The organism is Lactiplantibacillus sp. 3062 (genome assembly GCF_055413545.1).
Genome location: NZ_JBVAYE010000001.1, coordinates 189,116 through 208,124, shown reverse-complemented (window position 1 = coordinate 208,124; position 19,009 = coordinate 189,116). Strand labels below are relative to the sequence as shown.

General features: G+C 45.2%; 13 protein-coding genes. 5 read left to right on the top strand and 8 right to left on the bottom strand.

Going from position 1 to position 19,009, the window contains the following annotated elements; translation table 11 throughout:
* The first annotated feature begins 157 nt into the window (after positions 1-157).
* From ACWQAU_RS00935 to ACWQAU_RS00915, 5 genes are all read left to right on the top strand, one after another.
* Entirely contained in the window at positions 158-4,060 is a 3,903-nt protein-coding gene (locus ACWQAU_RS00935; protein ID WP_079111765.1) for an MMPL family transporter, read from the top strand.
* A gap of 179 nt (positions 4,061-4,239) precedes the next feature.
* Positions 4,240-4,803, top strand: a complete 564-nt coding sequence (locus ACWQAU_RS00930; RefSeq protein WP_027821532.1) for a DNA-3-methyladenine glycosylase I — start codon at positions 4,240-4,242, stop codon at positions 4,801-4,803.
* A gap of 228 nt (positions 4,804-5,031) precedes the next feature.
* Complete coding sequence (locus tag ACWQAU_RS00925; protein WP_228403038.1) at positions 5,032-6,987, top strand: L-type lectin family protein; 1,956 nt, start codon at positions 5,032-5,034, stop codon at positions 6,985-6,987.
* A 424-nt stretch (positions 6,988-7,411) separates the two neighbouring features.
* Positions 7,412-8,890, top strand: coding sequence for an ABC transporter permease (locus ACWQAU_RS00920; RefSeq protein WP_003643721.1), 1,479 nt, complete (start codon positions 7,412-7,414; stop codon positions 8,888-8,890).
* Positions 8,891-8,901: 11 nt separating this feature from the next.
* Positions 8,902-9,561, top strand: a complete 660-nt coding sequence (locus ACWQAU_RS00915; protein ID WP_003641873.1) for an ABC transporter ATP-binding protein — start codon at positions 8,902-8,904, stop codon at positions 9,559-9,561.
* A 128-nt stretch (positions 9,562-9,689) separates the two neighbouring features.
* Here ACWQAU_RS00915 and ACWQAU_RS00910 read toward each other — a convergent pair whose 3' ends face one another.
* From ACWQAU_RS00910 to ACWQAU_RS00875, 8 genes are all read right to left on the bottom strand, one after another.
* Positions 9,690-10,451, bottom strand: coding sequence for a CPBP family intramembrane glutamic endopeptidase (locus ACWQAU_RS00910; RefSeq protein WP_011100955.1), 762 nt, complete (start codon positions 10,449-10,451; stop codon positions 9,690-9,692).
* A gap of 95 nt (positions 10,452-10,546) precedes the next feature.
* The gene (locus ACWQAU_RS00905) at positions 10,547-11,266 is read right to left on the bottom strand and encodes a CPBP family intramembrane glutamic endopeptidase (protein ID WP_003646412.1); all 720 of its coding nucleotides are present in this window, start codon (positions 11,264-11,266) and stop codon (positions 10,547-10,549) included.
* Between the two features lie 121 nt (positions 11,267-11,387).
* Positions 11,388-12,191 carry a LysM peptidoglycan-binding domain-containing protein gene (locus tag ACWQAU_RS00900; protein WP_013355152.1) on the bottom strand — a complete coding sequence of 268 codons (804 nt, stop codon included), beginning with the start codon at positions 12,189-12,191 and terminating at the stop codon, positions 11,388-11,390.
* A 1,052-nt stretch (positions 12,192-13,243) separates the two neighbouring features.
* Positions 13,244-13,876 (bottom strand): aggregation-promoting factor, encoded by a 633-nt coding sequence (gene apf / locus ACWQAU_RS00895; protein WP_027821531.1) that lies wholly within the window; start codon positions 13,874-13,876, stop codon positions 13,244-13,246.
* A 404-nt stretch (positions 13,877-14,280) separates the two neighbouring features.
* Positions 14,281-14,655 (bottom strand): glycine cleavage system H family protein, encoded by a 375-nt coding sequence (locus ACWQAU_RS00890; protein WP_011100958.1) that lies wholly within the window; start codon positions 14,653-14,655, stop codon positions 14,281-14,283.
* Positions 14,656-14,664: 9 nt separating this feature from the next.
* On the bottom strand, positions 14,665-15,582 hold the full coding sequence (locus ACWQAU_RS00885) for a sce7725 family protein (protein ID WP_033608018.1): 918 nt from the start codon (positions 15,580-15,582) through the stop codon (positions 14,665-14,667).
* Positions 15,579-16,295, bottom strand: coding sequence for a hypothetical protein (locus tag ACWQAU_RS00880; RefSeq protein ID WP_021356465.1), 717 nt, complete (start codon positions 16,293-16,295; stop codon positions 15,579-15,581). Before ACWQAU_RS00880 ends, ACWQAU_RS00885 begins: the two co-directional genes overlap by 4 nt.
* Positions 16,295-18,664: an ATP-dependent DNA helicase gene (locus ACWQAU_RS00875; RefSeq protein ID WP_016511441.1), complete on the bottom strand. Its 2,370-nt coding sequence runs from the start codon at positions 18,662-18,664 to the stop codon at positions 16,295-16,297. The genes ACWQAU_RS00880 and ACWQAU_RS00875 overlap by 1 nt, the downstream gene beginning before the upstream one ends.
* Positions 18,665-19,009: the final 345 nt, after the last annotated feature.

Below are 19,009 nucleotides of genomic sequence, written 5' to 3'. Positions count from 1 at the left end.
CAATATACTATTGTTTGTTTATTTAATGACGATTTTATGAAAATTGTTGGTTGAAATTACACCGGTTTTCATTTAACATGTTGTTATTATTTAAACACATTGTTGATTAAATGTCACGATGTCGTTTTAAGAATCTGAATTAGGGAAGGGATATAACGTGAAAGGGAGCCGTAGACGTTTTACAATCCAAGCGATTGTTTGGCTAGTTGTGATGGTAGCGGCCATCATCTTCCTGCCAAATATCAGCAGTCTGGTACGTGATAAGGGCCAGACCAAGTTGCCAAGTAGTGCTAAGAGTCAAGTCGCACAAGTCATTCAGAATCATTGGGGGCGTAATCAAAATAATACGCGCCAAGTGGTGGTGGTCTTCAATAATGGTGATTCACCGTTAACGAGTGACCAGAAGCAAGCAATCGATGGGACGATTCAACGCTTCAAAGTGCAAAAATCAAAATATCACGTGAAATCAATGACGGCTGCCAGTGATAATGCTGCTGCCAAAAAGCAATTGATTTCAAAAGACAAATCCACCCAATTACTACAATTAATGGTTGGTAAGAACCAGACCGTCACGAACATGACCAAGAATATTACGGCCGGTGCTAAAACGGCTGGGGTTAAGACGTACGTGACGGGGAGTGACATCTTAAATGATGACTTCACTCAGGAAACGGAAGCAGGGATTCAGAAGACTGAAATTATTACCGTTATTTTCATTTTCATCGTGTTAACGTTAGTCTTCCGTTCGCCGATTACGCCGTTAGTTTCACTGTTGTCAGTTGGGGTGTCGTTCATTATCTCGCTGAGCGTTGTGATGAACCTCGTTAATAAATTTAACTTTCCATTGTCGAACTTTACCCAAGTCTTTATGGTCGTGGTCTTGTTCGGGATTGGGACCGACTACAATATTCTACTGTTCGATCAATTCAAAGAAGAACTCAGTCATGGCGATAGTCCGGTCGCCGCGACTGGGCGCGCGTTAAAGATTGCCGGACGAACGATCCTATACAGTGGATCGTCACTATTAATTGGGTTTAGTGCCCTTGGGTTAGCGAACTTCTCAATTTACAAGTCAGCGGTTGGGGTTGCCATTGCGGTTGCTATCCTATTGCTCGTCTTGTTAACGTTGAACCCATTCTTCATGGCGTTATTAGGACCACGGTTATTCTGGCCAACGAAGAAGTTTGCTGGTGGTAGTACGAGCAAGATGTGGCACGGCATTGCAGCGTCATCAGTTCGTTACCCAATCATCGCCCTGGTCGTTGTTTTAGGGGTTTCATTGCCATTTATCTTAACGTATAACAATGAGTTGAACTATGATACGTTGGCTGAATTAAACGACACGATTCCAGCGAAGAAGGGCTTCCAAGTTGTTCAGGATCACTTCTCCAAAGGGACGGCTGAACCGTCAACGTTATATATTAAGACGGATCATGCCTTAAACAATGAAAAAGATCTAAAAGTCATCGACAGCTTAACGAAACAGTTACAAAAAGTTAAGGGTGTTAAAACCGTGGCGTCTGTCACCCAACCCGGTGGCTCACAAATCGATCAATTATACGTTGGCAACCAATTAGGCACCGTCACTAGTGGAATGAAGTCTGCTAGCAAAGGGCTAACTAAGATTGGTAGTGGGTTAGATAGCGCCAATAGTAAATTGAAGAGTGCCAATATGTCGGATAGCGCGAAGTCGGCCAAGAAGTTGGCGGATGGGGCGGATGAAGTTTCATCAGGACTCAATACTTTAAATGGTAAGACTGGAACCCTTTCAAGTGGGGCTAGTCAGTTGGCAAGTGGTTCGAGCTCGTTAGCGAGTGGATTAGTTACTTATACTAATGGTGTCTACACAGTCAATAATGGTTTGAACCAGTTGAACAGTAAGACTGGAACGTTGGCTAGTGGAGTTAATCAGTTGTTAAGCGGCACACAGAGCTTGTCAAATGGACTTGATACGTTAAATAATAATAAAACAACTATTTCTCAAGGAACTGCAAGCTTAACCTCTAGCGTAGCACAATTGCAAAGTGGTTCGAGTCAACTTTCAACCAAGCTAGCTGAACTGGAAGCAAAAGTGAAAGCTGGAAGCACGGACGTTAATGCGTCACAATTGCAGACATTGATTGATGGACTCAATACACTCAATACAAAGATGGAGACAGTGGCTAACAGTTCTGGCAAAGTTAAGTCTGGAATTGCATTGTTACAAGACAGTGCTAAGAATGCTAATTCTGCGCAAACTAAAATGACTAATGATATGACGACTGTTCAAAGTGCGCTGGAAAGTGCGGCTAAAACTGATGCTGCTAATGCAGCCGGTACATCGTCCAGTTCAACGGCAACTGTGAATGCTGATACGGTCGCTTCTGCAGCGGTTGCTGCTGCAGGTTCAAGTGTGACTGATGACCAGAAGGCTGCTATTAGTTCGGCAGTAACTTCGGCCGTGAACGCGCAAAACAGTTCGAACGCTAGTGCAAGTACTTCGGCGACAAAGGCAACAACGACGACCACGTCGGGTGCAAAAGCCGGGCTGGAAGCATTGTCTGATTTGAGTGCGCAACTCAAGACAATTGCGGATCTCAACAACCAGTTACAAACAGCGAGTTCTCAATTGAGTGGCTTGTCAGGCCTTGGTGACTTGGCAACGGCAAGTATTTCAGCAAATAATAATTCAATCACAGCAATTAAGGGATTACAAACGGCGGTTACAGAAATGCAGACGCTTGAAACTGCGACTGAACAATTGTCAGCAGGCTCTGACCAACTCACTTCAAAGCTCGGTCAGTTGCTAAGTGGTACCAATACACTTGCGTCAAAACTGGATACTTACACAGGTGGTGTGACTAAGCTTGCTTCTGGGGCAAACACGGTTAATAATGGAATGAGCAGTTTAAGCGCGCAAATTCCAACGCTAACGAGTGCCATCAGTGCGCTTGATTCTGGGACTAACCAATTAGCTGCCAACTCTTCAACGTTAAATAGTGGTGCTTCACAATTAGCCAGTGGGACTGCAAGCTTAAACTCGCAAGTACCTACCTTAGTAAGTGGTGTCAACAAGCTTAACAGTGGTGCCTCGCAAGTGGCCTCTGGTAATGAACAAATGTACACCAGTATCCAAAGCTTAGTAGGTCAGATGCAGACGCTCCAAGATGGTTTGAAGACTGCCAGCGACGGAACTAAGACGATCAACACTGGTGTTGGCTCAGCTAACAGCTACTTGACTGGCTTAAAGGATTCCGCGGCTGCGAAGACGTATTACGTGCCAAAGAGCACTTTGAAGGGTAAGACTTACAAGTCTGCTTTGAAGGCTTACATGTCTGGTAACAACCACGCAACGAAGTTAACAATCGTCTTGAATGAAAATCCAAGTTCGAAGTCAGCGATGGATAAAGTAACGGCAATTCAAAAGCAAGCAACGAACAGCTTGAAGGGAACTGCGTTAGATGGTGCCACCATTGCGATTGGTGGTCAAACGTCTGAAACGAACGATACCCAAGCAATTGCTTCTAGTGACTTCGTTCGGACCGCTGCAATTATGTTAGTCGGAATCCTGATTGCCTTGATGGTTATCACGCGTTCTGTCTTACAACCGTTCTACATCTTAGGGACTTTGTTATTGGCTTACATTATGTCCTTGAGTATTACACGGATCTTGAGCAACTGGTTCTTGGGTCAAAGCATGTTAACTTGGAACACACCGTTCTTCGGGTTCATCATGTTGATTGCGCTTGGGGTCGACTACAGTATCTTCTTGATGATGAAGTATCGTGAATTTGATAATTCGGCTGCGACACCAAGTACTCGAATTGTCAGAGCTTCCGCCGTCATTGGGGCCGTGGTCTTATCCGCTGCCTTGATCTTGAGTGGGACGTTCGCCGCCTTGATGCCATCCGGTGTCTTGACGTTGATTCAAGTGGCGATGGTTGTGATTATCGGGTTGATTATCCTGGTATTCGCCATCCCAACGATTATTCCAAGTTTGATTCGCTTAACTTATCCGTTGACGGATCGTATGGAAGACGAAACCACTGCTGAAAAGCAGACGAAACGAAATCGTCAATAAAATAAGTCAGTTATGCGATAATAAGTGTAACCAACTGGCGCCGTCTAACGATTCAAGTTGGACGGCGCTTTTTTAAGGGGCTGCACTTAGATTTTAAAACCAGTGTTAGTTTTAGTCTGGGAGTATGCGGCGAGTATGAGATAGCCGGGTTGAATAGCAGCAATAAGGAGATGTTTTTAATGCAACGATGTGCATGGGCGGATTCATCACCAGCAATGCAAGCGTATCATGACAACGAATGGGGGCGGCCGCAACATAATCAGCAACGACTTTTTGAACTGTTGTGCTTGGAGACTTATCAAGCAGGACTGAGCTGGCAGACCGTCCTGAATAAGCGGGCGGCTTTTAATGAAGATTTTGTGGATTACGATGTTGACCAGGTGGCCGCTATGACGACTGCCGATGTTGAGCGACTACTAACCGATGCTCGAATTATTCGGCATCGTCAGAAGTTAATGGCAACGATCAACAATGCTCGTGTGATTCGAGATTGGCCGGCCGGGGAAGACTTTGCCACTTGGTTATGGGCGTTTGTTGATAACCAGCCCATACGCCAGGCGTGGGCGTCAATCGATGAGGTTCCAGCAACAAACGACTTGGCGCAACAAGTGTCTAAAGAGATGAAACGCCGCGGCTTCAAGTTTGTCGGACCGACAACCATTTATTCTTATCTTCAAGCGACTGGTCTCATTAATGATCATGTGGTGGACTGCCCATTTGCTCCAGAAAATTTACCGGCCTAACGCGCTTAATTCCTGGCGCGGTGAGTAAGTGAGCCGTCAATTTAAAACCAGCGCGATGACAACTGTCAGGCGCTGGTTTTTATTAAAATCAATATGTTTTGATATAAGTGCGATTGCTTAAATTTTATGTATAAATAAATACTTATTATAACCATAAAAATAATTGACATGATGTCGCTTAATTTGCTAAGAATAGCTGCGGAAGGCAAGTGATGGGAGCGACGTTAGGTGAAAGAAGTAAGGTTTTGGGGACTCTTGTTAGGACTGTTTGTCTGTTTAGGGGCAGTGATACCGTTAGTTAGTAAGGCTGACGTACTTGATACGGCACCCGCTGGACTGAATCTGGAAGGCTTATTTGAACCGGGAAAGTTTGACCGTAATTCGGCCACAATGCAGACTGTTTCAAAGAATGGCCATTCGCAGCATGTTATCGAATTAACAAATGACGATAATCAAGTTGGGGCAATGTGGTCGACCCCTGTTAATCGCTTTAACATGCGGGTCGATAACCAAGTCTCAATGTGGGTGAACTTTGGGGACAAAGCCGTGAGTGAAGGACTGGCCGTTGTTTTACAGAATGATCCCCGCAAAATGAGTGCGATTAGTCGGTATGGAAAGAAAAGCATTATTGGTGAGAACTTGGGTGTTTATGGGACGGATACCTATACACGGCGAACGGCGCCGGCCACGATTGCTAAGACGGCGATTCAAAAAAGTTGGGCGTTGGAGCTGGATACCAAAGTGAATGACGGTGGTTTTTGGGGATTGTATCCCCGGGGGAATTCTTTCGATGAAAAGCCTAAAAAAATGCATATGGCCGCGAGCTACCCTGCAAGTCCGGATACTTATACGCAACGGGGTGGTTTAACGTCCTCTTATCGTTTTGAACAGAACCATGGGAGTATCGCTGATAAATTACCACTCGCGGACGGTAACTGGCACCATCTTGTATTGAAGTGGGTCGCCAGTAAACAAATCATGAGTTATACCCTGGATCAGGGACCAACACGAATGACCACAATTGATACAACAGTCTTTGGAAAGGATATCCGGAATGTTACTTGGGGATTAACTAGTACGGCGACAACCGCTAATGCCAGAACACTGGTCGTCTTTGACCGGTTGCCACAACCGATTGAAATCGAGTCAGATTTAAACGTAACCAATCTGACTCAAGAGCGAACTGTCCATGAAGGAGACTGGGTTCATGGTGGGGATGAGTTGGAATATGAGTACGTTCTGAGCTATCTCAATGGTGACAATGAATGGCAACAGGTTAAGGCCAGTCTACCATTACCCGAACAAGTTCACTTTAGTCACGCGAAGATCCGCTATGCGGATGGTACCGAGGAAGAGATCAATTTACCAGCGGACGATAACGAATCGTCGGTGGCCCGCTTACAACACGATTTGCAGCGGACACTATCAATGAAAAATCCGCACGCTTATATTACGCTGATTGGTGAGGCTGCCAAGGTCGATCGGGATACTTTTGTTGATGATGACATGAGTTACTTTGAGGGTCACGAGATGAAGACCGCAACGGCCACACCGCACTTCACCATTACGACCAATAAGACCGTTAACCTGACAATTGAACCGTTGACACAAGTGAAGAAAGGCGAGCCCGTCATCATTAAGGGCCAAATTAAGCTAAATGATGGGTTAGACTTTGACAATGATGGCATGCGTATCGAGTACCGGGTCAATGGTGAAGCGGGAGAAGACTATCAGTTGAGCATGGACGATCCGGTTGGTTATGTCGAATTTGAAGTGGATGCCGAAGAACTACAAATCGGTGAAAATCAGATTACGTTACGGGCTCATAGCAAAGATAACGCCTACTCAGAACCAGTGACAGTAACGGTCACGGTCATTGGTGGGGAGTTACAGCTGAAAAAAGTCAGTACTGAAAGTGTGTTTGCACCAATCAAGCTGACGGGAACGGCTCAAGTCAGTCGGCCCGAGGGACTTGAAGTAGTTGTCAATGATGATACGGGCTCGAAAGCCGCTTGGCGCTTAGAGGCGACCGCGACCCCTCTCGTGACTAATCAGGGCCGCACACTAGCGGGAAACTTGTATTATCAGGATGGTGCCAAGCTGACAATGTTGGGAGAGGATGCCGTGGAAATCGCGCGCCAAAAGACGGCCCCAGGGATCGACTATGACGTGACCGCCCACTGATCATCGCAACAAGGTTTGGTGCTCAAAACAACGCCCGCCGCTGTTCCTGGAAGTTATCAGGGTACGATCACGTGGCACTTAAGTACCGTACCGGAAGAGTGAGTTTACGATTGTGTAAGTAATTCGTTTAATCAATAAGTTCAATAGTCGCGACAAGAATTAATTGCTAATTCTTGTCGCGACTATTTGGTGTTCAGCGAAAGTGCTGACTAACGCATTTAAACGGGCCTCCGATACGGTGCAATGCTAGTAGTAGCAAGCACAACCAGCCTTTCAGGGGCTTAGCTAGCAAATTGAAAAATCTTCGGTTTCAGACCCATAAATAAACCCAGCAAGTTCACAAATTAGTCAGATTTCCCGTGTAGGTTAAAAGCAGTGCAAAGCAATTGTCATACCAATACTTTATCTGAAGGAGGGTTTAAGCGTGAATTTTTTTAAACGCGCATGGCTCAATCTAACGGCAAAAAAAGGCCGTTCAATTCTATTAGTACTTGTTACATCAGCAATCATGCTGTTTGTATTGGCCGGGTTATTGATTAGAAATGCTGCTGATACGGCAACTAGTAATGCCAAGAAAAGTGTCGGGGCTACCGTCACTTTATCTGCTAACCGGGAGGCGGCTTTTAAGAAGATGCGCAGCGCCACGTCGACGAGTAAAAGTAGTCGGCCTAAGTTGACGACATCGCCCGTTAAACTGAGTGATGCGAAGAAAATCGCCAAGCTTAGCAACGTTTCAAGTTACAATGCGACCGTCTCAACTTCCGCTAATGCGAAGGGCTTTGATACGATTTCAACATCAGGTAGTAGTACCGGTGGTGGGATGAAAGGTATGGGTGGCTCAAGTAGCAGTGGTACTGGTGATATCTCGATTACTGGGGTCACTAATACGAACAGCGTCTCAACCTTTGAAAGTAGCTCAAGTAAAATTACGAAGGGCCGCGGTATTACAGCTAGTGATGAAGGCACTAACAACGTTGTCATCGAAAGTGAATTGGCTAAGGAAGATAGCCTGAGCGTCGGTGATACGATTAAGTTAAAAGCAACGACCGGTGATAAGAAGACTTACACGATGAAGATCGTTGGGATCTATAAAGCGTCATCTAGTGCAAGTACGCAACAAGGTCCTGGTAGTACCGATGTCAGCAACAGTGTTTACACGTCATACACGTTCGCTAACACGGTCAAGGGTTCTAAGTACAAGAACACAGCTGATTCTGTGACTTTTGCAATCTCAGACCCCGCTAAAGTTAGCAGCGTCAAAACGTCTGGTAAACAGTTGATCAATACATCGAAGTATTCGTTGTCAACGGATGATAGCAGTTACCAAACGGTTAAGAGTTCGATGAATAACGTTAAATCATTTGCGGATAAGATTGTCTGGCTCGTTGCGATTGCTGGAACGATTATCTTAGCTTTAATCGTTATCTTGATGATTCGTGAACGCCGCTATGAAATTGGTGTCTTGTTATCATTAGGTGAGAGCCGTTGGAAGATTGTCGCTCAATTCTTTGCTGAAATGGTGATGGTCTTGATCGTCTCAGTTGTCTTAGCCGGATTCGGTGGTAAGTTTGTTGGTAATAAGCTGGGTGACCAGTTAGTTTCACAACAAACGACGACTGCAACGACTACGACGAGTTCAACTAGTCAGCAGGGTCAGCCTGGTGGCGGTGGCGGCGCCCCTAGTGGTAACACTGGTGGTAGCAAGCCAAGCGGCAATATGCCTAGTGGCGGCGGTCAGACTGGTAATGCCAGTGCCACGACCGACACGAACTTAGATATTAATGTCACGGTAATGGATTTAGTTGAACTCGGCGGCTTTGGCTTAGCCATCATGTTCCTGTCGATTATGCTGGCTTCTGGTGGCATACTACGACTACAGCCGAAGAAAGTTTTAATTGATTAGGAGGGGCGGCAATGTTAAAAGTAAATGATCTTGGTTACTGGTATGACCGCCAAGAAAATAGTCTATTTGAGAATGTAAACCTTGAATTTAAGTCGGGGACTTCGTATGCCATTGTTGGTCAAAGTGGTTCCGGTAAGACGACCTTCCTCTCACTGCTGGCGGGTCTAGATAAACCGCGGGCTGGGCAAATTGAACTCAATGGTGAACCAATCAATAAGATTGGTCTGACGAACTATCGGAAGTCCAAAGTGGCAATCGTTTTTCAATCATATAATTTGTTGACGTATATGTCACCATTGAATAATCTGATGACTGCCATGGCAATTACGAACTCGGAACACCGTGGTGACAAGGATTATGCGATGAAGATGTTACGACGGTTAGGTATTACAGATGATCAGATGAAGAAGAATGTTCAACGCTTATCTGGTGGTCAGCAGCAACGGGTGGCGATTGCACGGACCATGGTGTGCGATGCTAAACTAGTGGTTGCGGATGAACCAACCGGTAATTTGGATGAAGAAAATACGAAATATGTGATTGACCAATTTCAAAAAATTGCGCATGAACAAAAGAAGTGCGTCATTATTGTCACGCATGAACCGGATGTTGCGGACGTTTGTGACCACTCCTACCGATTAGAAAAGCACAAATTTGTGGCGGAAACCTAGGGTGCTCTTACGATTGAATCAGACGTGAGTTGACGCGTACAATCGCATTTTTGTCAAGATAAGTCACTAAAAATGAGTTCTCAGAATGATTTGATTCTGGGGACTCATTTTTTGATTACTGTGAATTGCTAACGAGACAACAATCGTTTTTGAGGGCGAACTTGCCAGCGAACGATAAAGGCGATGATGATAAACAAGACGAGATAGAGCACCGAGATGCCAATCGCGTAAGCAACCGGAATACTCAACTTGGCCGCGGTGTGGGTATGCGTGGCCAAACTAACGACGACGGATACGTCCGATAAGGCGTGCAAGAAAATCGGCCAGACTAAGTTATTGGTTCGTAGATAAAGGCCGCAAAAAATCAGGCCACCCGCTGCAGCATAAAAGACTTGTGGGATGACGTAGCTGAGGGTCAGCTGGCTGCTGTTAATGAGTAGGTGGGTAAGACCAAATAGTAAACTGTCGATACAAATGGCTAGCATGAGTCGGTGAGGGAAGCATTGTCGTAGTAGTGGCAGGAGCATGCCCCGATAGATATATTCCTCAGTGATCCCGATAACTAGGGCGTAGCCAATATAGAGAATTAACGTTGGGGTCCAAGCAAGATGACATAGCTTGATGAAGTTGCTCGTCATTGGTAGTAATAAAATAATGATTCCCGGGATGAGCTGCAAGCATTGTCGTACGAGTGATTGCGATTGCCACCACTGAATCGATATTTTAAACCAAAAATGATTTAATAGCAGGAAAATAAGTAATACAAGCAAGTCTTGGACCAGCCCACTGTATAAAGTTGGTACTGGTAGCCAGGCAATTAATTTAAAAAGAATTGGTACTAAAATGAAAATACTAATAGCGGCTCCCCAGCCGCGTTTGGTTGATGACATCGAAATCCCCTCCAGAAGTTAATGCTAACTTTAGTATAGGTCACATTGAAGGTGTTGGTTATATTAATTACGGATCGATTAGTTGCCGGTGGTCATTATGACAGCCACTGGTGATTTTGGCGTAGAATCGGCAGTATTAATAGGATAATGACCGCGATTTCGATGATTTGAAAACTAGTCGTCGTTATACCGGGCAAATTGATTGGAGGTTCCATCATGCTAAAGAAGTCATTGACGGTGTGAATCAACAATGGCCATAGTAGCGATGTTGTCTGTGCCGTGATTAAACATAATAGTAGCCCCAGTACGAACGTAAAGCCCAATTGCAATAGGGTTAAACTAAGTGTTTGGTGACCAAGATTGATTAGATGGGTCAAACTGAAGAGGATACTAGTGAAGACTGCAGCTCTACCTACACCCAATGTTGACTGGCTGGCCTGAAACAACATTCCGCGAAAAAAGGTCTCTTCGAACAGGCTGATCAATATGGCAACGAATAACAGGGTCAGGGTGTTTGTCAGTTGTTGGGCGGTTGCTAACGTATATAATCCAATTAGTGCGGCTACGATTAAGGTTGGAATGATGGGCCGGATTTGCCGACGCCAAGTTGCCGATACCCCAAATTTTAAGGTTTGCCGTAGCCAGTCACGATTTAATATGAGTGCAATTGCTAAAAAGAACAGCTCTTCGACCCCAGTTGTTAATGAGGATGGGAGTTGGGTTAAGCGTGGTAGCTGGAAAATCAGGCCAATCAACAACATACTGCCTAACATGCCACCCCATAGTGTGATGACTAATTTGGTTTCGTGGCGCATCTCCTCAGATCCTTCCTCGTATTCTCGCTACTAAGCATACGCCTTTTAAATGAATCTGAGCATAAAAAAACAGCGTAACGACAATTAATGTCATTACGCTGTTCGTTAGTAATCAGTTATTTTATAAAGCCCAAGCAGCCATGCCTTGTGCGTTGTATAAGCTAACGGCAGCGTTAACTTGGTCTTCAACAGAGCCACTGCTGATGTGCATGTTTTGGAATAAACCATAGGCACCAGAAGTACTGTTCTTGACCGTTGAGTTCCAGTTTGATTCACGCGTGATGATCGTGTTCCAAGTTGAAGCTGAAACGCCAGTCCGTGATTGCATTTGGCTTAATACGTAGCTCTTTAAGTTACTACCAGTGTAGCTTGAAGTCGTTGAGGTTGTTGAAGCTGTTGATGATGCAGCTGAGCTAGTAGCACTTGATGAAGCTTGACTAGTGGTTGCAGCAGAACTTGAAGCTTGGCTAGCAGCTGATTGCGTTGAGCTTGCTGAAGAAGCAGCACTCGTTGCAACACTTGAAGTAGCTTGGCTAGCAGCTGAAGAAGTAGTAGCAGAACTAGTAGCTTGGCTAGCAACTGATTGTGAAGAAGCACTAGTAGCACTGGCACTCGTTGCAGTTGAAGCAGCTGAAGAAGTAGCTTGGCTAGTTGCTGATTGTGGTGCAGCACTTGTAGCAGCAGAAGTCGTGGTTGTTGTAGTAGTACCATTGACTTCAAGCTTATCACCAATGAAGATTAAGTTAACATTAGCTAACTTGTTTGCCTTTTCAATGGCTGAAACTGAAGTGTTGTGAGCTTGGGCAATTGCTGAAACAGTATCGCCGGCCTTAACAGTATAAGTATCAGCGTTGGCAACCGTTGTTGAGATAGCGAATAAAGCTAATGCAGCAGTTGATGATAATACAAGGTTTTTGATCTTCATAATAATTAATACACTCTCCTATAATTTGCGTGTGTTCGATTATTTACATATATTTTCTATTGGTCGAGCAGTTGATGTCTCAACCAATCAACAGTGACTAGTATAACTAGTGAGTGTTGCAGTGCAATAATCAGAACATTACGTTTTTAGGGGGTGCTTGTAATATAAGACCGTTTTTGTAATGAATTGTAATATTTGAGCCGGATTTCATGTAAAATAGCGCTACCAATCCCGATTAACTAGCTAGAAAATCAATAACGACAATGATTAAGCGGGGAAACTAATGATGAAAATTAGCCGCTTTATCCGATAAAAGTGATCACTTTTGGTCGATTTATGAAAAGTCAACGAGGATTATCTATAATTTTAAGCACTTAACTAGTGAATTTTGACGGGTTAATTTGTCGGGAAGTCTGATTATAGTGACACTTAACTAGTCATTTTATTGCTTGGAGACGTGGCACTGACTAATTATTTTTCGGTAAAGCAGATAATTGATAGAAGTTGCGCATCGTGTAGTCAATTGTGGTTGGTTAACGAAGGCGTCGATTAATTAAGTATTACTATAGTAGGTTTATGCCAAAAGTAGCCCATGACGATCGCTACTAAAACGTTACTGGGTTAGTATTACGCCATAGCTGAATGGTATGTGGTTGTCGTTGTGGACTAGTCGTCAAACTGTCGGGGGTTCGGGACTGTACTTAGTCAGGAAATTAGTTGGATTTTCTCCGTTAAGGTTGGTGAATTGTTAAATAAAAACATGTGGTATTTTGGTTGGGAGAGTGGGTCGTCGATTGGGGGGGGACAACTAGCAGGGCTGGATCGTGTCCGTCTTAAAGCGGTTGCCAGAATAAGCATATCGCATATCTAAATAACGGGTTGTCAGCATGCTCTAAGGCCCATTATAAAGTCACTTAGCAACTGAGTAACTTTATAATGGGTATTGGTGGGGGACACACGTGCTTCAGCACGGATTTAATAGTAGAAAAAAAGATTGCGAATCAGAAATGATCCGCAATCTTTGCATTTGTTTATTAATTTAGAGTGGCTTCTTAGTACCAGCCATTAGCAAGCCAGTGACTCTTGGCGTTGCTCCATGAGCCATAACGTGAAGCAACATAACTGTTAGCAACACGTTCTTGGTTGGCAGCGGAGTAGTCACCGTTTAAGTATGAAGCACTTAATTGGTACTTACCGATGTATTGACCGTTACGAGCAGAATATGAACCACCAGATTCTTTACCAGCAATCCAAGCCTTAGCAGCACTATCAGAACCATTGTTGCTATAGTTTGATGTTGAACTAGACGTTTGAGTCGTCTGAGCAGCAGGTTTGCTAGTTTGTGTTTGACTTGATTGGGTCTGGCTAGCTTGGCTCGGTTGAGCTTGAGTTTGACTAGTCTGAGCTGATGATTGTGTCGTGGTCGTTTGTTGAGTCGTCTGTGTTGAAGTCGTGGTAGTGCTATCACCATTTACTTCAAGTTGTTGACCAACTAAGATCAAGTTAACGTCTTTTAAGTGGTTAGCTTGTTGGATTGCATCAATCGTCGTGTTATGATCAGCAGCAATGGCAGAAACCGTGTCACCGGCTTTAACAGTTACCGTAGCAGCTTGAGCGGTAGCACCAATGGCAAAGAGACTAGCAGTAGCGGCAGCAGTTGATAATAAAGCATTCTTAATCTTCATTTGTAATGTACACTCCTATTTTTTAGTCCGAATTTGGCTTGGCCCCGCGAATCTTCCAAGCACTCAATGGTACCTAGTATAACTGGCGATTGTGACAGGGAAATAGCAGGAGTTTTACGAATTACCCTAATTCTTGTAATAAACGGCGTGTTTTGTAATCTTTTGTAATATAACGCGCGGCGCAATTGTTTCTGAGCGGGTCAATCAAGGCTGTTTACAAATGAAGACGGTGTCTGTTGGTTAACATAACCAAATGTTGTGATTAAAGTTCGAAGCGTGATATCACTGGGACTGGCAACCGCTGATGTCGTGACTAAGCTTAGTTAAGCCAATTTACGAGTTCTTTTAGTGGAAATGTAAGCGTTTGTTTGAATGTCAGCCAACTTACTTTTGGTAACTCGAAATTAGTCGGCCTTTAATTGGACCAGCCAGTTGTCGGTTTGTTTATTGTTAATGAGCGATTGGGGTGCCGCTTGTAGGTCTTTGTTAAGCTTCTGAACGGTGCCACTAAAGGGTGTTGACACCAGATGCGCCCCTTGATCGTCCGTAATCGTGACGAGCGGATCACCTGCCACGAGGTGCTGGCCCTTAGTTGGTAAATCGAGTTGATGAACGACACCCAGATTGTGTTGTCCTTGGTCACTTAACCCCAGTAGAAGCCGGTCATGTGATTTGGTCTTCAGCCAAACGTCGCCGTATAACATCGGAGCATGTTGCTCTTCGTAATCATGACGATAGAAATGGATCATTTGTTTCCAAGCAGATTCTTGTTTTGCCATCATTTCTCCTCAATTCAGTGCTAGTAGTCGGTGCATCAATTGAAAGTGGTGCATGATTGCTAATTTCTTAATTATTCCTAACCCTGGGAATTTATCACCCTCAGCGTAGGCCAATAGGGTGGCAAGCGCGGGGGTGCGATTGAGTCCCGTCAGGTGTGCGGGTGCCCAGTCGGTGAGCTTTGTTAATGCTTCAAAAAACTTTTGCTTTTGACCACGCATATTGGCATTGCTGTCCGAAACAAAATGATGGATGCGCAGGTCACCGTTAACCGTAACATAAATAAGATGTAATGCAATTGCGCGTGATGGCATACCGTGGTCAAAATAGGGTCGGCCCATGAGTGAGTAATCGCCAAAACCATCAAAGCCAACCGGTGTTTGGTGCCAGTTAGCGGGGGCAAAATAGGCGTCAGTTATTTCTTGATAGTCCGCAACGTGCGCTGGGGTTGCCACGGGATCAGTCAATAAGACCGCGTGTTGTGGTAATAGTTGGTGCAAACGCGCTTCATCAGGGATTAGGACATGACCAGCATGCTGTAAAGTGGTCGTATGCTGATAGGCCTTAAGCAACGGATAGTTAGGCGCGATGAGCAAGCTTGTTTGACTAGGAGTGGTTGTCAGAAAGTCGCGACTAAAATCAGCCGCAAGAATTGCGCCCGGCCGGTAAAATGGGTAGGGACGCAGATCCGGAAGTGGATGGAGCTTAACGGTATTAAGACCATAGACACTCACTTGGGGATTCGCAATAATGCTAAATGGTTGTTGGGCTTCAATAAAAGTCGTGACTATTTGTTGTAATTCTTTGGAGTCACGGACTGGTTCAATTACTGGGATGATGTGTGGGCCAAGTTGGTGTTGCTCGCACAATGTTCTTAAGGCTAACAAATCATACATCCGTCCACGTAGATAGGGGTAGTAAGTGCTCATAACTGGTCACGCAGATCTGGTGCCGTTAGCGCCTGATATTTTAGTTTGAGTGTCTGATATTCGGCATTGCGGGCATCTAATTCTGTTTGTAGCGCAGTCACCGCGTCATTCTGGGTGTCATCAATGAAGCGATCGTACAAGTTTTGTTCAGGATCATAAACGTCGTAGCCGGTGCGGGCCCGTTTGCGTAATTCTTTGAAGAGTTGATCATCAGAGTAGAGCTGTAGTCCTTTCTTCACACGCTTGGCTTTATCGACCTCACGAAAGAGCGATGTGATAAAGTGACTGATAAGGGGCGTTTGCTCGACTTGTAAGTCTTGGCGTTGGGCTTTCTTAGCGACAGTTAGGAAACCAGGCGTTCGCAACGGTTGGGGTGCGAGCTCTAGGGCCCGCTGATCAAAAGCACGGTAGATCAATACACCAATATGGTCTGGAATTTCCGATTGAACTTCTAGGTAAAGTTGTTGCGGCAAGACAAAGTAATTGTAATGACCGATAAATGAAAGTTTGGCCTTTGAATGAAAATCTGCTTTGGTGACTTTCAATTCGTAGCAACGCCATTCAATCTGACCATCGGGGAGTTGTTGATAGCTTAATGTATCAACGATCCCTTTATCAGCGGGCATCGCAACTTCTTCAACCACGTAGGCGCCCTGTTCTAGACAGTACTGATAGAGAGTACTTTCAAGTTGTTTAGTTAATTTAGTCTTCATTAATGAGTCACCTCCATTTGGTGCCAAAAGTTGGCAATCGTTGCTTCGAGCTGCGGGACTGATTGGATCGTCTGATAGTACTGCCAATGTGCTGGAAATAAATCTGTGTAGCGCCGACTAGCGAAGCGTTGGTCTAACAAGAGAACGATTCCGGTGTCCTTGGCACTGCGGATCAGGCGGCCAGCAGCCTGTAAGACGTTGTTCATGCCTGGCAGTTGGTAAGCGTAGGCGAATCCTAAGCCGTTTTGATGGTCGTAGTAGTCACGAATCAAGTTCGTTTCAGGGTTGATACCCGGCAGACCGACACTGACGATAGCGACTCCAATCAAACGGTCGCCACGTAAGTCAATGCCTTCGGAGAAGATACCACCCAGTACGCAGAAACCGAGTAAGGTTTGCGAGGGGGCTGACTGAAACTGGTTCAAAAAGGTCTGCCGGGCAGTTGCATCCATCGTCGAGGCTTGGGCGGTAGTTGCCACATCAGGGTAGGCGGCTTCAAAGGCAGTTTTGATCTGCAGCAGATAGCCATACGACGGAAAGAACACGAGGTAGTTGCCATGTTTAGCCGTCAACATGGCGTGCAAGCTGGCAATAATCCGGGGCACGTTATGTTCGCGTTCGTGATACGTTGTCTGGACGTACTGGGTGACGAGAATGGCCTGATGCTTTGGTGGAAATGGTGATGGAAGCTGGTAGGCCAAACTGTTGGCTTCACCGCCAAGCACCCGCTGGTAGTAAGCCATCGGGGTCAGCGTCGCAGAAAATAGGACAGCACCACTGCCGAGCTCTAATGACCGATTAAGAAAGTCACTGGGATCTAGGCAGAGTTCCTTGATCGTTAAGTGATGACCGTCAAGGACGAAGCGCGTCTGGTAGCTGCCATCATATAGGTCGCCAATTTTAACAAAGGTCAGACAGGCGAAGAAATAGTCACGGACGGCGTCGAGCAGTGGCCCCGGCTTTTGTTGCGCCAACCAGTCAGTCACAAATTCATTAAATGTTCTGAGGGTGCGTAATAATTTGTCCGGGGGATCAGGTAGCACCTGTTCCGTTACTTGGTCATCAATCAAGGTTTTACTGATGCGCGTAAAACTACGCCGGACTTTCTTGAGTTCGCGTTGTAAGTCGTCACTTGGCTGACTTTTATCGGGCTTGGCTAATTTTAGCAACGCACTGATTGGCTGGTCACTAACGGCTGCAGAGTACATATCACGGGAGCGACTAACAAGGTTGTGGACTTCATCGATAAGGAAAAAGTTGTCGTCATCACGTTCGCTAAAGAATCGTTGTAAATAGACTAATGGGTCAAAAAGATAGTTGTAGTCACAAATAATCACATCACAGAAGAGCGACGTGTCGAGTGAAAATTCAAACGGATCGACAGTATGCTTGCGAGCATACTGTTCAATCACGGAACGGGTAATCTGGTCTTCATGGGTCAACAGATCCTTGAGTGCTGGTTTAAGTCGGTCGTAGTAGCCAATCATATAAGGATTATCTTCCGGAAGTACATCTTGTTCCTCGGGAAACCGAATCTGATCCTTGGCAGTTAGCGTAATGCTTTTCAGTTTGAGTCCGTCATGACTCATTAGCGTGACCGCTTCTTCAGCAACGTGGCGCGTACTTTGCTTAGCGGTCAGGTAAAAGAGGCGCTCAATCACGTCTTCGCCCATTGCTTTGATAGCCGGAAATAGCGTTGAGATCGTTTTCCCCGTCCCAGTTGGTGCTTCGACAAAGAGGCGTTTTTGCAACCGAATTGTCTTATAAACAGCGCCAGCCAATTCATGTTGGCCCGGCCGAAAAGCTGGAAACGGAAATGGCAAGTCTTCAATAGAAGCGTTTCGTTGTCGTCGTAAATCGGCTCGTAATGTCAACCAGTATTCATATTCTGTAATTAAGTCGTGGAAGAATGCGTCTAGTTCAGCCCGGTGAAGGATTTGCTGGGTCTTCGTGATTTTTTCATTGATGACTTGAAAGTAGGTCAGCTGCAACGTGACCTGCTCAAGATCGGGATGTTCTTGCAGTAACAGGTAACCGTAGACTTTGATCTGCCCCCAGTAAAGTGTCAACGTGTTGGTACTTAAGTCCTCGAAGACTTGATCGGATGTTTTGATTTCTTCAATCAACGCCCCATCATCATTTAACTGAATCCCGTCTGCCCGACCCGCGATAATGTAATCAGTATCGTTCATCGTCACAATTTTTTTCAGGTAAACTTCGCTATCATAGTCTTCACCACGACTACTCTGGAGCTGACGATGAATCTTAGCACCGTTCAATGCAGTGTTCTGGCTATTCTTTACTTCATTTAAATCGCCTTGTCGCAAGACGAATTCTACCAATTGTCGAATTCCAATCTTAGTTGCCATCGGAGCATCCCTTCTGAATTTAGTCGCTTCCTATTATAAAACATCTGTTCGTGTTTGTCTGCTGTTGATTGATGATGCCGGGCAAGGCTCTGTGATGTGGCCTTAAATGATTGTTAAGCCGCGGCAGACCAGTATTTAAGACGCGGGCTTCGACGGCTTGGATCTGGGCTCATCGTGTTCCAGCAATTGGCGGAAATGCCTGGGAGTCAATGTAGGACGAACTAGCCAGACAGGTTCACGCCATTCCGAATTTTTTCCAGCGAATCTTAGCTGGTCACTTTTGCCTTTGAAAAACTGATACGGGTTAACAATCTGGATTGAAAGCTAAATAAAAAAGCATCGCGA